The organism is Deinococcus yavapaiensis KR-236, from assembly GCF_003217515.1.
GTDB classification, from domain to species: domain Bacteria; phylum Deinococcota; class Deinococci; order Deinococcales; family Deinococcaceae; genus Deinococcus_A; species Deinococcus_A yavapaiensis.
Genome location: NZ_QJSX01000004.1, coordinates 157,028 through 171,807, shown reverse-complemented (window position 1 = coordinate 171,807; position 14,780 = coordinate 157,028). Strand labels below are relative to the sequence as shown.

Here is a 14,780-nt window from a genome sequence, read left to right as displayed (position 1 = left end):
GGCCGACACCCATCGGCCCTCTTTTTGGAGCATCCTCAATGGAATACGTGACGCACAAACCCAGAGTCGGCATTTTCATAGACACGCAAAACCTCTACCATTCGGCGCGCGATCTTCAAGAGCGCACCGTCAACTTCGAGACGCTTCTCAAGGTGGGCTGCGAAGGCCGCGAGCTCGTCCGTGCGATCGCCTACGTCGTCGAGAAGGAAGGCGACGCGTCGCCGAGGCCGTTCATCTACAAACTGTCCACCCTCGGCTACAAGGTGCGGCGGATGTTCTTGCAGTTGCATCACGTCAACGATCAAGGCAAGGCCATCTGGGAAGGCAATTGGGACATGGGCATCGTGGCGGACATGGTGCGCTTGTGCGACCACCTCGACGTGATCGTGCTCGGCAGCGGCGACGGGGACTTCGCGGACATCGTCGAGGTGCTGCAAGAGCGGGGCAAGCGGGTGGAAGTCATCGCCTTTCGCGAGCACACCGCGCAAAAGCTCGTGGACGCCGCCGACAAGTTCACGCACATGATGGACGTGGAAGACGCGCTGATGCCGGTCAAGGAACGCAAGCCGCTGTGACGGCGTTCGAATCCGCGCGCCTCGCGAGCGGCGACGACGTTCTCGCGTACCTCGACTTTCACCTTCCCGAGGACCGCATCGCGCAGACGGGCGCGGAACCACGCGACGCTTCGCGCCTCATGATCGTCGGCGAAGAGATTCGACACCGCATCTTCCGCGACCTGCTCGAGTATTTGGAGGCCGGCGACGTCTTGGTGTTCAACGAGTCGAAGGTGATTCCCGCGCGCCTCGAGGCGCGCAAGCCTACGGGCGGCAAGATCGAGGTGCTGCTGCTGAGGGAGGAGCGCCCAAACACGTGGAGCGCGATGCTCAAGCCAGCCAAGCGCGCCGGGGACGTCTTGCACTTCGACGACCTTCGCGCCGAGATCGTCGGCCAGACGCTCGACGGCGCCCGATTACTGAAGTTCGACACGGACGTCAAGCCGCACCTCGACCGTCTCGGATCGCTGCCGTTGCCGCCGTACATCCACGAAAACGTCGGAGACCGCTATCAAACGGTGTACGCCCGGGTGCCGGGCAGCGTCGCCGCGCCCACGGCGGGTTTGCACTTCACACCCGAACTTCTCGCCGCGCTGGAGGCCAAGGGCGTGCGGCGCGCGCACCTCAACTTGCACGTCGGGGCGGGCACCTTCAAGCCGGTGGCAGGTAGCGTCGAACAGCACGTCATGCACGAGGAGACGTTCGAGGTCCCGCGGGCCACGGCCGACCTCGTCAACGAGGCGAAGCGGTCGGGGCGGCGCGTCGTCGCGGTCGGAACGACGGTCGTGCGCGCACTCGAAAGCGTGTGGGACGGCCGCGAGGTGCGGGCGAGCGCGGGGGAGACCGGCATTTTCATCAAGCCCGGCCATACCTTCGGCGCGCCCGACATGCTGGTCACGAACTTCCACTTGCCGAAGTCCACCTTGCTGCTGCTCGTCGCGGCCTTCGCGGGCGTCGAACGCATCAAGGCGGCTTACGAGGCGGGGTTGCGCGACGGCTACCGCTTTTACAGCCTCGGCGACGCGATGCTGCTCGAACGGCAGAACGTGAAGAGAAGCGCGGGCGGGTAAGTAAAAAGACGTAGAGTGCCCGCCGAGGCCCTTACCCTATACTCCGCGCATGACCATTTCCGAGGCCGTGAACCCGCTGCTCGACGTCGGGTTCGACATCCCTTTCGACCGCATTCGCCCGGAACACGCCGAACCCGCCGTGGAGCGCCTCATCGAGAACGCGCGGCGCAAGCTCGCTTCGCTCGTCGCTTGGCAAGATCCCGCGTCCTTCCTCCCGATGTTCGACGATCTCGACCGCGAGCTTCGCACGACGTCCACCATCGTCGGGCACCTCGAGGGCGTCGTCACGAACGACGAGTGGCGCGCGGCGTGGAACGCCGTCCTTCCCAAGCTCAGCGCCTTCTCGACGGAAGTGCAGCTCAGCGAGGAACTTTGGAGCGCCTTGAAGCGCTTCGCCGACACGGACTTCGCGCGGGAACTCACCGGCGAGCAGGCGCGGTACTTGCGCTTGACCCTCGACCGTTTCCGCCGTGGCGGCGCCGACTTGCCGTCGGCGCAAAAGGACCGCGTGAAGCAGATTGATTTGCGCCTCGCCGAGCTCACGACGCGCTACGGACAAAACGTCCTCGACGGCACGGCGGCCTTCGAACTCTACGTGCCCGAAGCGCGCCTCGCGGGCGTGCCCGACCGCGTGCTCAAAGCGGCGCGCGCCGAGGCCGAGAAGCGTGGACACGACGGTTACCGCCTCACGCTGCACCTTCCGACCCTCCAGCCTGTCTTGACGTACGCCGACGACCGCGAGCTTCGCCGCGAACTATGGGAAGCGCAAGGCAAAGTCGGTGTGGGCGAGGGGCGCGACAACCGCGAGCTTATTCCCGAGATTCTCGCCTTGCGACGTGAGAAGGCGAGCATTCTCGGCTTCGCCAACTTCGCCGATCTCGTGCTCGCCGAGCGCATGGCCAAAAACGGCGAGCGCGCGCAAGCGTTCGAGCGTGACCTCGTGTCGCGCGTGAAGCCCTTCTTCGAGCGTGAAAACCAAGAACTCGACGACTTCTACCGTGCCCACGCGGGTCAGGACGCGCCCGCGCTGCAGCCGTGGGACGTGGCGTACTGGGCCGAGAAGCAGCGGGCCGCGAAGTACGCCTTCGACGAGGAAGCGTTACGGCCGTACTTCCCGCTTCAATCCGTCCTCACGGGCTTGTTCGAGATCACGCGCCGCGTGTTCGGCGTTCGAGTCGAAGAGGCAAGCGCGCCCGGCTGGCACCCCGAGGTGAAGTACTACAACCTCTTCGACAAGCGCGGCGAGCACGTCGCGAGCTTCTACACCGATTGGTTTCCGCGTGACAACAAGCGCGGCGGCGCGTGGATGAACGCCTTCATCACCGGCAAGCCGACGCCGGAAGGTTTCGTGCCGCACCTCGGTCTCATGTGCGGCAACATGACGCCGCCCAGCCCAGGCATGCCCGCGCTGCTGTCTCACCGTGAAGTCGAGACGGTCTTCCACGAGTTCGGTCACCTGCTGCACCACGCCCTTTCGCGCGTGGAAACGCGCGGCCTCGCGGGTACGAGCGTGGCGTGGGACTTCGTGGAGTTGCCGAGCCAGATCATGGAGAACTGGTGCTGGGAGCGCGAGGCGCTCGACCTCTTCGCGCGTCACTTCGAGACGAACGAGGCGATTCCTCAAGACCTGTTCGAGAAGTTGAACGCCGCGAAGAACTACCGCGCCGCCAACGTCTCGATGCGTCAATTGGCGTTCGGGACGGTGGACCTCGCCCTTCACATCGACTTCGACGGGCAAGGCGATCCCCTGGCGTTCGCCCGTGAAATCATGGCGCCCCTCAGTCCCGCGCCGCTGCCGCACGATTACGCGTTCGTAGCCGCCTTCAACCACATCTTCGCCAACCCGGTCGGGTACGCGGCGGGTTACTACAGCTACAAGTGGGCGGAAGTGCTCGACGCGGACGCCTTCACGCGCTTCGCCGACGAGGGAATCTTCAGCGAGGTCGTCGGTGGCGAGTACGTCGATCGCTTGCTGTCGCGCGGCAACTCCGAGGATCCTGCGCAACTCTACCGTGACTTCATGGGCCGCGATCCGGACGCGGAGGCGCTGTTGAGGCGCTCGGGGCTCGTGTCGGCCTGAGGCAGGTTCTCTCAACCGAATCGAGGGGAGCGAAGGCGGCGCTAATCTTGCGCCGCCTTCGCTCCCCTCGTTGTCATCCTCGGCGACGGTGCGGCCGCCGAGGATGACGTGCGTGAGATTACGTGTGAGTTTCACGTTGTTATCCTTACGGTACGTTAAGATGGAACAATCCATGGCCGCGTCCAGCTCTTGCACTCATGTTTTCGTTGCCGTCAACGACGTCTCGCTTCACACGGAACTGTCGATGGCGCTGCCCGAAGCGCGCGTGCTGCATGCCGAGAGCGCGGAAGGGCTGCTTCGTGACACGCGCTCGTTCGTGCCCGACGTCGTCCTGCTCTCGGCAGATTTGCCGAGCGGCGTGGCCCTCACGGACGTCTTCGCGATGTTGCGCTCGCGTGCCGAGCACGTGCACACGCGCTGGATCGTGATGGGGCAGCGCAACCTCGGCGCGTTCTTGCAAGGAGGCGCGGACGCCCTGATCGCGCCGGGAACGCCCGCCGTCGCCGTCGCGACGCTGCTGAAAACGCATCTGACGCGCGTGCGGCAACTGCGCGAAGTGGAGGAACGCGCTCACACGCAGCAAGCGCGGCTCGACGCTTGGGCGCACGAGGAGCGCGTGCGCGACCAGCTCGTGCACATGCTCGTCCACGACCTCAAGAATCCCATCAGCGCGATTCTGGGATTGCTCGACGTCGTTTTGGAGGACGGCAAGCGTGTCCCGGCGGACTTGCTGGACTTGCTTCGCTTGTCACGCGAAGAGTGCCAGCATTTGCTGCACCTCGCCGTGAACATGCTGGACGTGCGAAAAATTCAAGCGGGCAAGATGCGCTTGAACTTCACGACCTTGTTCGCGCCGAAGATGGCGGACGTGCTTAGCCTCGCGCAAGGAGACGTCGGCGTCGGCCTCGCCGAGCGCAAGCTGATTCTGGATCTTCCGACGGCCGCCTCTCCGCTGCACGCGGACCCCGAGATCTTGCGCCGCATCTTCGCGAATTTGTTGTCGAACGCGGTGAAGCACACGACGCGCGGCGGCGCGATCGTCATTTCGGCGCGTGAGTCCAACGGCCAGATGCAGTGGTGCGTGCAAGATGACGGCGAGGGCATTCCCGCCGAGGACATCCCGAACTTGTTCAGCGCCTTCGAGCAATCGCGCCTCACGCTGCACAGTCGGTTCGACACGGGCATGGGCCTCGCGTTTTGCAAGCTTGCCGTCGAAGGCCATGGCGGGCGCATCTGGGTCGAGAGCGAGCGAGGACTCGGATCGCGCTTCTACTTCACGCTGCCGTTCATTCAAGAAGAAGAGGACGACTTCGTCGAGGTCTTGTCGAACTGAGGACGTTCGGAAGCGCTCTCGGTTCGCGCCGCCTGCTCATGGACGACGCCTGCTCGGCGCAAACAGGGTTGAAACGAAGGCTCACGATCTTGGCGACGTGGGCCTCTTCTCGTTGCGCTTTCGCTTCTTTCGCGGCCTTCTCCTTCTCGTTTTTGAACTCAGTGCAATTTTAGTTCGCGGTCTGTTAGAAACGCTTGTGACGTGATAGAACAAGACGTACATCACGGTTTCGTCTTGCGCGCGTCGTCTACCCCGAGCGTTTGTTGTCTCTCTTTTCGTGAAAAGTTGCACGAGCTTATTCCTTGCGCAACAAACCGCATGAAACGGAAGGCGCGATCGCTCACCGTTCGGAAGGAGGAAGGAACATCGAGTACGTCAACGCCCTCATCATGCTGGTCGTCGGACTGGGCATCGGCATTCTGGCGGTCGTCGTCAGCCGCATCCTCGGTCCCAAGAAGCCCAGCCGGACCAAGCTCATGGCCTACGAAAGCGGAAACGACCCGCTGCCCGGCGGCAAAGAGCGCTTCCCGGTCCACTTCTATCTCGTCGCGATGCTCTTCATCGTCTTCGACATCGAGACCGCCTTCTTCTACCCGATCGCCACGGCGTTCCAACGCGTCGGGATCTTCGCGTTCTGGGAAACGATCACCTTCGTCGCCCTGCTCGCGGTCGGCTTGATCTACATCTACCGAAAGGGCGTGTTGGAATGGGATTGAAAGACCTCTTCGAACGCGACGTCCAAGAGCTCGAAAACGAAGGCATCTTGTTCTCGAGCCTCGAAAAGCTCGTCGCGTGGGGCCGCTCGAACTCCTTGTGGCCCGCCACCTTCGGCCTCGCGTGCTGCGCCATCGAAATGATGGCCTCCACCGACGGCCGCAACGACCTCGCGAGATTCGGCTCCGAGGTCTTTCGCGCCTCGCCCCGTCAAGCCGACGTCATGATCGTCGCCGGCCGACTTTCCAAAAAGATGGCCCCGGTCATGCGCCGCGTGTACGACCAGATGCCCGATCCCAAATGGGTGATCTCCATGGGCGCGTGCGCCAGCAGCGGCGGCATGTTCAACAACTACGCGATCGTTCAAAACGTCGACTCGGTCGTGCCCGTCGACGTCTTCGTGCCCGGCTGCCCGCCGCGTCCCGAAGCCTTGATTTACGGCGTGATGCAACTCCAAAGGAAGGTGCGCGGCGAAGCCTTCGACGAGCTCGGTACGCAACTGCCGATGGTGGAGGCGTGGACGCGATGAGCACGCCCGAGCGCTTCGAGCGCCTCGGCGCGACGCCCGAGCCGGGCCTCCTGCCCCTCGCGCGCCTCGACAAGGCCCGCCTCCTGATCGCCGCCGAGGACCTCAAGACCCAAGGCTACCTGCTGATGGACGTCGTCGGAATCGATTTCTCCAAGTTCGTCGAGAAGAAGCCCGCGCGTTTCGGCGTGACCTACAACTTCTACAACATCGACACGAACGACCGCCTCTTCCTGCGCGCCTACGTCGAGGACGGCGAAAGCCTTCCGACGCTGTATTCCTTCTGGAAGGCCGCGAACTACCTGGAGCGCGAAGTCTTCGACCTCGTCGGCGTTCGCTTCGACGACCACCCTGACTTGCGCAAAGTCCTCACGCCCGACGACCTCGAAGGCCACCCGCTGCGCAAAGACTACCCGCTCGGCGAGTCCCCGACGCTCTTCCGCGACGGCCGCTTCATCGATCCGCCCGCCTTTCGCGCGGGACTCACCGGGCAAAGCGGCGGACTCACCGGCTGGCGCGGCGGCGAGCGCAAGGGCTTTCAAGACCGGGACGACAAGCCGCCCGTCACACCGGGAGTGAAGCATGACCGTTGAAGTGGACCGCCCCGAACTGCAGGCCCCCGACAGCTCCGGCTCTCTTTTGCACACCGAAGTCTTGAGCCTCAACGTCGGACCGCAGCACCCGTCCACGCACGGCGTGCTGCGCCTCGTCGTGGACATGGACGGCGAGTACGTCGTGAAGGTCGTCAATCATATGGGCTACCTGCACACCGGCTTCGAAAAGACGATGGAGCACCGCACGTACCAGCAAAACGTCACGTACGCGCCGCGCACGGACTACCTGCACTCGTTCGGACACGAGCTCGCCTACGTCCTGTCCGCCGAGAAGCTCGTCGGCGCGGAAGTGCCCGAACGCGCCAAGGTCGTGCGCGTCATCTTGCACGAACTCGGTCGCCTCGCCTCTCACACGGTGTACTTCGGCACGGGCCTGCTCGACCTCGGCGCGCTCACGCCCTTCTTCTACACCTTCCGCGAACGCGAAGCCCTGCTCGACCTCTTCGAGGAAGTCTGCGGCTACCGCATGAACCAAGGCTACCTGCGCGTCGGCGGCCTCGCCAAAGACATTCCCGACGATTGGGCCGAGCACGTCGGCGCGTTCGTCTCGCAACTCGGGCCGCGCATCGACGAGTACGAAGGCTTGTTCGCGGCGAACCCCATCTTCCTCGACCGCTCCAAGCAAGTCGGCGTGATCTCGAAAGAACTCGCGCTCGACCTCTGCCTCACGGGAGCGAATTTGCGCGCGTCGGGCGTGCCGCTCGACCACCGCAAGGCCAATCCGTACAGCGGTTACGAGGAGTACGACTTCAAGGTGCCGTGGGGCACCGACGGCGACGTGTACACGAGATTCATGCTTCGCCTCGAAGAAATGCGCGAATCTATGAAGATCATCCAGCAGGCGCTGAAGAAACTGCGGCCCGGCCCCGTCAAGGACCCGAACCGCAAAATCAGCTTGCCGCCGCGCGAAGAACTCGAAACGTCGATGGAAGCCGTCATCCACCACTTCAAGCTCGTGACGGAAGGCTTCCACCCGCCCGTCGGCGAATCTTACGTGCCCGTCGAAACGGCCCGCGGCGAAGTCGGCTACTACATCGTTTCCGACGGCGGCAGCATGCCGTACCGCGTCAAGATTCGCGCCCCGAGCTTCGTGAACTTGCAAGCCCTCGAATACGCGGGCGTCGGCGGTCAATTCGCGGACCTCGTGGCGGTCCTCGCCAGCCTCGACCCCGTCCTCGGAGACGTGGACCGGTAACTTATGACCAACACCCCATACTTCTCGGACAAGCAAGCCTTCCTTCGTGACGTCTTCTCGCGCTATCCCGACACCGAGCGCGGACGTCGCTCCGTCCTCATGCCCCTGCTGCGCGAAGTGCAAGACACCTTCGGCTTCGTGTCCGAAGCGCACATGGAGGAAATCGCCGCCGTCGCCGGGACGACCGCCACGGAAGTGCGCAGCGTCATGAGCTTCTACTCGACGTACCACACCGTCCCGACGGGCAAGTACCACCTGCAAGTCTGCTCGACGCTGATGTGCGCGCTCAAGGGCAGCGACGAACTGTGGGACCACCTCGTCGAGACGCTCGACGTGCAACCCGGCGAAGTGTCGCCCGACGGCTTGTTCAGCGTGCAGAAAGTCGAGTGCCTCGGATCGTGCGGCACCGCGCCCGTCGTGCAAGTCAACGACGACGGCTACTACGAGAACGTCGGGCCCACGAGGTGCCGTCACCTGTTGGACGCGATGCGCGCCGGAACGCCGCCCGCCTTCGACAATCCCGTGCCCGTGACGGTACGAGACGGCCAGCAACTCGACGCGAGCGGTCAACCTGTCGGCACGAGCGCCGACGTCCTCGTGAAAGTCGGTGAGTCGAAGTGACGGTCGCCACGCCTCCCAAACCCATCACGAGCGCCAAGGATCCCCGCTTCGCGCCCACACTCTACGCGCGCGTCAGCAAGCCCGACTCGCACACCCTCGACGCTTACGTGCGCGACGGCGGTTACCAAGCCTTGCTTCGCGCCTTCGCGATGGGCAACGACGCCGTGATCGACGAAGTCAAGAAGAGCGGCCTGCGCGGCCGAGGCGGCGCGGGCTTCCCGACGGGCATGAAGTGGTCGTTCATGCCGCTCAACGACGGCCGCCAGCACATCGTGTTGTGCAACGCCGACGAGTCCGAGCCCGGTTCCTTCAAAGACCGCTACCTGCTGTCCGAAGATCCGCACCAGCTTATCGAGGGCATGATCATCGCGGGCTTCGCCATGCGCGCCACGCTCGGCTACATCTACATTCGCGGCGAGTACGTTCTCGCGGCGCAACGACTCACCGCCGCCATCGAGGAAGCCACCCGCGCCGGTTACCTCGGCGACAACATCCTCGGAAGCGGCTTCTCCATGCGCCTTCACGTCCACAGAGGTGCGGGCGCGTACATTTGCGGCGAGGAAACCGCGCTCATGAACTCGCTGGAAGGCTTGCGCGCCAATCCGCGCCTCAAGCCGCCCTTTCCGGCCGCGTCGGGCCTGTACGGCCTGCCGACTACCATCAACAACGTCGAGTCGTTGTGCTCGGCCGTGCACATCTTGAAGTACGGCTGGGAGTGGCACGCGTCCATGGGCACCGAGAAGAGCAAGGGCAACAAGCTCTTCCAGCTTTCCGGTCCTGTTCGGCGCCCTGGCGTGTACGAACTGCCGCTCGGCGCGACCTTCCGCGAGCTCATCTACGACTTCGGGGGCGGCCCCACCGAGGACATCAAGGCGATCATTCCCGGCGGATCCTCGTGCCCGATGATGCCCTTCACGGACGACATTCTCGACACGCCGATGGATTACGAGAGCGTCGCGGCCAAAGGCTCCATGCTCGGCACCGGGGGCGTCACGCTCGTCCCGACGGCCGACTGCATCGTGAACGCCACGTGGAACCTCGTGCGGTTTTACGCCCACGAATCGTGCGGAAAGTGCACGCCGTGCCGCGAAGGTATCAGCGGTTGGATGGTGCGAATGTACGAGAAGCTCGTGCGCGGCGGAGGCAAGCCCGGCGACGTCGACCTCATCCTCGACATGAGCGACAACATCTCCGGCAAAAGCTTTTGCGCCCTCGCCGACGCGTGCCTCGGGCCCGTCGTGAGCAGCGTCAAGCTCTTCCGCCACGAGTACGACGTGCTCGCCAGCACCGGCAAGCCCATGTACCCGGCGAGAAAGCGGTGGAACGACCTGTGAAAGTCATCGTAGACGGCCAAGAAATCGAAGTGCCGAGCGGAACGTCCGCGCTCGACGCCGTGTTCGCCTCCGGGCGCGACGTTCCGTACTTCTGCGCGAACTCGTACCTCTCGCCGGTCGGCGCGTGCCGCATGTGCCTCGTCGAGGCGGGCAGCCCACGCAAAGGGCCCGACGGCAACCTGATCATGGAAGGTGACCAGCCCAAGATCTTCTGGTTCCCGAAGCCCATGGCGTCGTGCACGCTCGCCGCGACGGACGGCATGGTCATCAAGACGCAGTCCGACACCGTCCAAAAGGCGCAGGCGGGCATGATGGAGTTCACGCTCCTCAACCACCCGCTCGACTGCCCGACGTGCGACAAGGGCGGCGCGTGCGAACTGCAAGACCGCGCGTACGAGTACGGCTACGGCGTGTCGCGCTTCGGCTTCGACCGACGACACGCCGACAAGCACTACCCCCTGTCGGAGTTCATCATCCTCGACCAAGAGCGCTGCATTCACTGCAAGCGCTGCGTGCGTTACTTCGAGGAAGTGCCCGGCCAGGAAGTCCTCGACTTCATCGAGCGCGGCGGCCACACCTTCATCGACACCGCCGAAGGTGGGCTGCCCACCGGCTTCCAAGGAAACATCGCCGACATCTGCCCGGTCGGAGCGCTCCTCGACAACGTCGCGCGCTTTCGCGGTCGTAACTGGGAATACGACCACACGCCCACGACCTGCACGCTGTGTCCCGTCGGCTGCGCCATCACCGTCGACGCGCGCAACGGACGCATCGAGCGCATCGTGTCGGGGGAAAACCGCGACGTGAACGAAGTCTGGATTTGCGACGCCGGACGCTTTGGCCACCCCGTCGCAACGGACGACCGCCTCACGATGCCCCTCGTGCGCCGAAACGGCACACTCGTCGAGGCGACGTGGGACGAAGCGATCGCGGCGATCACGGCGGGCATGGCCAGCTTGAATCCCGGCGACCTCGCCCTCTACACGAGCGGTGACGCGACGATGGAAGAAGGACTCGCCCTCGAAGTCTTCGCCGAGACGATCGCGGCGCCCAGCGTCGACTACTTCCCGCGCTACCCCGTCTCCGTGGAGTTGCCCCTGCCGACCTTGACAGAGGTCGCGACGGCCGACGGCGTGATCGTCGTCGGCGCGGACCTCGGCGAGGAAGCGCCCGTTCTCGAACTGCGCGTGCTGGAGATGCTGCGCGGCGGCATCCTCCCGCCAACGTACGAGCACGGCACGGCCATCGCCGACTTGCGCCTCGTCGAACGCGCCGCGCGCGACCGCGCGAAACTCGCCGTCTACCACCCGACGGCGACGCGCCTCGCGACGCACGCGGGCATCACGTCGAACGAACCGAGCCTCGAAGTCCTCGAAGGACTGCTGTCGGGACGCGGATCGAGCGCCATCCAAGCGGGCGCCGCGCTGCTCAAAAAGGCGTCGAAGCCCGTCTTGATCGTCGGCTCGGACGTCCTCAATCAAGGCGCGAACGTCCTGCATCCCATCTTGACGCAACTCGCGTTGACGTACGGCGCGAAGATCCTCCCGATTCCCGCCGCGCCGAACTCTCGCGGCCTCGGGCACCTCGACCTCGTGCCGCGCGCGGGCGGCCTGCCTTACTCGCGCCTCGCGTCGGCCCGCGCCGCGTTCATCTCGCGCCTCGACCCGAAGATTCGCCCCAGCGGCTTCACGGTCGTGCACGACACGCACTTCACCGAGACCGCCAAACTCGCCGACGTCGTCCTGCCCGCCGTGAGCAACTACGAGAAGCGCGGCACGACCGTCAACCTCGAAGGGCGTCTGCTGCCCCTCACGCAAGCCGCCATCGACTCCGGCGAAGGCGCCGACCTCGTGCGCGCGCTCGGCGCGGTCGCCGAGGGCCTTGGTGTGAAGTCGAAGGTGCGCGGTTTGCGTACGGCGCAGAAGATGCTGACCGAACGCTTCGGCGTCGACTTCGCGGCCCTGCCCCAAACGGGCACGATCGTGCCCCTCGGCAAACGTCGAACCGCCCCGACGGGCCTGACCGTGAAGCCGCAACTTTGGAAGCCCGGCATGCAACGCGGCAACCCCATCCCGCTGCCGATGGCGACCGCGACCGCGCCGCGCAACATCCAGACGGTCGGAGGAGACGACTGATGCCCGCCTGGCTCCTCGACCTCGTCTGGGTGCTCGTGAAGGCGGTGCTGCTGGCCTTCGCGCTCCTCACCACCTTCGCGTACATGACGCTCATCGAGCGCCGACTGCTCGCCCGGATGCAAATTCGCTACGGCCCGAACCGCGTCGGTCCGATGGGCCTCTTGCAACCGCTCGCCGACGCCATCAAGAGCATCTTCAAGGAAGACTTCCGCGTGACCGCCGCCGACCGCATCGTGTTCACGCTCGCGCCCATCGTCGCGATCGGCATGGCGCTCACCGCGTTCGGCGCGATTCCCGCCGGTCCCGCGAACTCCTTCTTCGGCCTCAACCCCTGGGTCTTCGACCTCGACATCGGCATCCTCGCGGTGCTCGCCATCACGTCCATGGGCGTGTACGGCATCTTCTTGGGCGGCTGGGCGTCCGGCTCGAAGTACCCGTTGCTGGGGAGCTTACGCGGCTCGGCGCAGATGATCTCGTACGAACTCGGCCAAGGGCTGTCCATCCTCGGCTTGCTGATGATCGTCGGATCGACCAATTTGCGCCAAATCGTCGATTGGCAAGGCGCCAACGGCATCCTGATCCTCTTTCAGGCGCTCGGATTCATGCTGTTCCTCATTTCCAGCTTCGCCGAAACGAACCGCACGCCCTTCGACTTCGTGGAAGCCGAACAGGAACTCGTCGCGGGTTACCTGACGGAGTACAACGCGATCAAGTGGGCGCTTTTCCAAATGGCGGAGTACGTCAACATGATCACCGCCTCGGCCATCATGGCGACGCTCTTCTTCGGAGGTTGGCGTGGCCCGTCGTTCCTGGGTCCGATCGCCGAGATTCCCTTCGTGTGGCTGATCCTCAAGATCGCGCTGTTTTTGTTCTTGTTCATTTGGGTGCGCGCCACCTTGCCGCGTCTGCGCTACGACCAGCTCATGCGCTTCGGCTGGAAGTTCGTGCTGCCCCTCGCGATTCTCAACGTCGTCGCTACGGCCACGTACCTCGCCTTCGTCGGTTCGTCGCCGCTGTGGCCGCTCGGCCTCCTCGGCATTCTCGCCGTCATCGCGTGCATCGCCTTGTCCGACCGTATTCGCGTCCTCGTCAACGCGCCGCACAAGACGGGCATTCAGCCCGGCGTGACCCCCACCCACAACAAAGCCGCAGGAGGTGACTGAATGGGAGTCCTGGAAATCGCCAAGGGCATGGGCATCACCTTGTCCAAGCTCTTTCAAAAGCCCGTGACCGTTTCGTATCCCGAGCAACGCGTGCAACTCAAGCCCCGCTTTCGCGGCCGTCACATTCTCACGCGCCACCCCGGCACGGGCTTGGAGAAGTGCATCGGCTGCTCGCTGTGCGCCGCCGCGTGCCCCGCGTACGCCATTTACGTCGAGGCCGCCGAGAACGACCCTGCCAACCCGAAGTCGCCCGGCGAGCGGTACGCCTCGGTCTACGAAATCAACATGCTGCGCTGCATCTTCTGCGGCATGTGCGAGGAAGCGTGCCCGACGGGCGCCGTCGTCCTCGGAAACGAGTTCGAGATGGCCGACTTCCGCTACCGCGACTTCGTGTACGGCAAGGAAGACATGCTCGTCGGCGTGAACGGCACCATGCCGCAACGCCGCGAAGCGGGGATGAAAGGCAAGCCCGTCCGCGCCGGCTTCGAAGTCACGCCGCGCGCCGAGCTGGAGGGAGTGAAGTACCAGTGAGCGCCCTCGCCTTCGTCCTCATCGCCCTCGTCATCGTCACGGGCGCCCTCGTGACGGTCCTCGCCGCCAACGCCGTGCACGCCGCGCTCGGACTCGTCGCGACCCTCATCGGGCTCGCAATGATGTACACGTCGCTCAACGCGCACTTCCTGGCGGCGACGCAAGTCATCGTGTACGCGGGCGCCATCATGGTGCTCTTTTTGTTCGTGATCATGCTGCTCGACGCGAGCCAACCCGTCACGGCGCAAAACAAGATTCCGTTCGTGAACGAGATCGCCGCGCTCGGCGCGGGCCTTCTCGCGACGTCGATCGGCCTGATCGCGTTGACGTGGAAGGCTCCCAGAGCGCTCGCAACGGCCACGGCGCACCTTCAAGACGGCTCGCCCGCCGCCGTGGGGGAGACGCTGCTCACGAAGTTCGTCTTTCCCTTCGAGGCCGTCAGCGTTCTGCTGCTCGTCGCGATCGTCGGTTCGGTCGTCCTCGTGCGCAAGCCCGTCCCGAGCGTCGAGGAAGCGCCCGAAGGGCAGGCGGTCACGACGGGCGAACGCGAGCTCGGCGCGGCCCTGCTGTCCACGCCCGTCGTGGAAAGGCGGAACTCCTGATGGTCGGCACCGAGTGGTACGTCGCTCTGTCGGGCATCCTCTTCGCCATCGGCATGGCGGGCGTGCTCGTGCGGCGCACCGCCGTCTTGATGTTCCTCAGCGTCGAACTCATGCTGAACGCCGCCAACCTCGCGCTCGTGGCGTTCGCGCGCGCTTGGGGCGACCTCACGGCGCACACGGCCGTGTTCATCGTGATGACCCTCGCCGCCGCCGAGGTCGCCATCGGCCTCGCGATCATCGTGACGATCTTCCGCAAGCGGGCCTCCACGAACGTGGACGATCTCGCGGAGTTGAGAGGTTAAATGCTC

15 protein-coding genes are annotated in these 14,780 nt (G+C 64.7%); all 15 read left to right on the top strand.

Going from position 1 to position 14,780, the window contains the following annotated elements; translation table 11 throughout:
• Positions 1 to 38: 38 nt before the first annotated feature.
• A complete protein-coding gene (locus tag DES52_RS06580; RefSeq protein ID WP_110886001.1) occupies positions 39 to 575 on the top strand; it encodes a LabA-like NYN domain-containing protein in 537 nt (178 codons plus the stop codon).
• Positions 572 to 1,624: a tRNA preQ1(34) S-adenosylmethionine ribosyltransferase-isomerase QueA gene (queA, locus tag DES52_RS06575; protein ID WP_110886000.1), complete on the top strand. Its 1,053-nt coding sequence runs from the start codon at positions 572 to 574 to the stop codon at positions 1,622 to 1,624. The genes DES52_RS06580 and queA overlap by 4 nt, the downstream gene beginning before the upstream one ends.
• A 49-nt stretch (positions 1,625 to 1,673) precedes the next feature.
• Positions 1,674 to 3,704, top strand: a complete 2,031-nt coding sequence (locus DES52_RS06570) for a M3 family metallopeptidase (protein ID WP_110885999.1) — start codon at positions 1,674 to 1,676, stop codon at positions 3,702 to 3,704.
• Positions 3,705 to 3,864: 160 nt separating this feature from the next.
• A complete protein-coding gene (locus DES52_RS06565) occupies positions 3,865 to 5,037 on the top strand; it encodes an ATP-binding protein (RefSeq protein WP_245900771.1) in 1,173 nt (390 codons plus the stop codon).
• Positions 5,038 to 5,339: 302 nt separating this feature from the next.
• Complete coding sequence (locus DES52_RS06560) at positions 5,340 to 5,753, top strand: NADH-quinone oxidoreductase subunit A (RefSeq protein ID WP_245900769.1); 414 nt, start codon at positions 5,340 to 5,342, stop codon at positions 5,751 to 5,753.
• Positions 5,744 to 6,280 carry a NuoB/complex I 20 kDa subunit family protein gene (locus DES52_RS06555; RefSeq protein WP_110885997.1) on the top strand — a complete coding sequence of 179 codons (537 nt, stop codon included), beginning with the start codon at positions 5,744 to 5,746 and terminating at the stop codon, positions 6,278 to 6,280. Before DES52_RS06560 ends, DES52_RS06555 begins: the two co-directional genes overlap by 10 nt.
• The gene (locus DES52_RS06550; protein WP_110886145.1) at positions 6,277 to 6,870 is read left to right on the top strand and encodes an NADH-quinone oxidoreductase subunit C; all 594 of its coding nucleotides are present in this window, start codon (positions 6,277 to 6,279) and stop codon (positions 6,868 to 6,870) included. Before DES52_RS06555 ends, DES52_RS06550 begins: the two co-directional genes overlap by 4 nt.
• On the top strand, positions 6,860 to 8,086 hold the full coding sequence (nuoD, locus tag DES52_RS06545; protein ID WP_110885996.1) for an NADH dehydrogenase (quinone) subunit D: 1,227 nt from the start codon (positions 6,860 to 6,862) through the stop codon (positions 8,084 to 8,086). Before DES52_RS06550 ends, nuoD begins: the two co-directional genes overlap by 11 nt.
• 3 nt (positions 8,087 to 8,089) lie before the next feature.
• Positions 8,090 to 8,707, top strand: coding sequence for an NADH-quinone oxidoreductase subunit NuoE (gene nuoE, locus DES52_RS06540; RefSeq protein ID WP_110885995.1), 618 nt, complete (start codon positions 8,090 to 8,092; stop codon positions 8,705 to 8,707).
• Positions 8,704 to 10,041 carry an NADH-quinone oxidoreductase subunit NuoF gene (gene nuoF / locus DES52_RS06535; RefSeq protein WP_110885994.1) on the top strand — a complete coding sequence of 446 codons (1,338 nt, stop codon included), beginning with the start codon at positions 8,704 to 8,706 and terminating at the stop codon, positions 10,039 to 10,041. The genes nuoE and nuoF overlap by 4 nt, the downstream gene beginning before the upstream one ends.
• A complete protein-coding gene (nuoG, locus tag DES52_RS06530; protein WP_110885993.1) occupies positions 10,038 to 12,176 on the top strand; it encodes an NADH-quinone oxidoreductase subunit NuoG in 2,139 nt (712 codons plus the stop codon). Before nuoF ends, nuoG begins: the two co-directional genes overlap by 4 nt.
• Positions 12,176 to 13,339: an NADH-quinone oxidoreductase subunit NuoH gene (gene nuoH, locus DES52_RS06525; protein WP_110885992.1), complete on the top strand. Its 1,164-nt coding sequence runs from the start codon at positions 12,176 to 12,178 to the stop codon at positions 13,337 to 13,339. The genes nuoG and nuoH overlap by 1 nt, the downstream gene beginning before the upstream one ends.
• On the top strand, positions 13,340 to 13,870 hold the full coding sequence (gene nuoI / locus DES52_RS06520; RefSeq protein WP_110885991.1) for an NADH-quinone oxidoreductase subunit NuoI: 531 nt from the start codon (positions 13,340 to 13,342) through the stop codon (positions 13,868 to 13,870). It begins immediately after the preceding gene.
• Positions 13,867 to 14,472 carry an NADH-quinone oxidoreductase subunit J family protein gene (locus tag DES52_RS06515; protein WP_110885990.1) on the top strand — a complete coding sequence of 202 codons (606 nt, stop codon included), beginning with the start codon at positions 13,867 to 13,869 and terminating at the stop codon, positions 14,470 to 14,472. Before nuoI ends, DES52_RS06515 begins: the two co-directional genes overlap by 4 nt.
• On the top strand, positions 14,472 to 14,774 hold the full coding sequence (gene nuoK, locus DES52_RS06510) for an NADH-quinone oxidoreductase subunit NuoK (protein WP_110885989.1): 303 nt from the start codon (positions 14,472 to 14,474) through the stop codon (positions 14,772 to 14,774). The genes DES52_RS06515 and nuoK overlap by 1 nt, the downstream gene beginning before the upstream one ends.
• Positions 14,775 to 14,780: the final 6 nt, after the last annotated feature.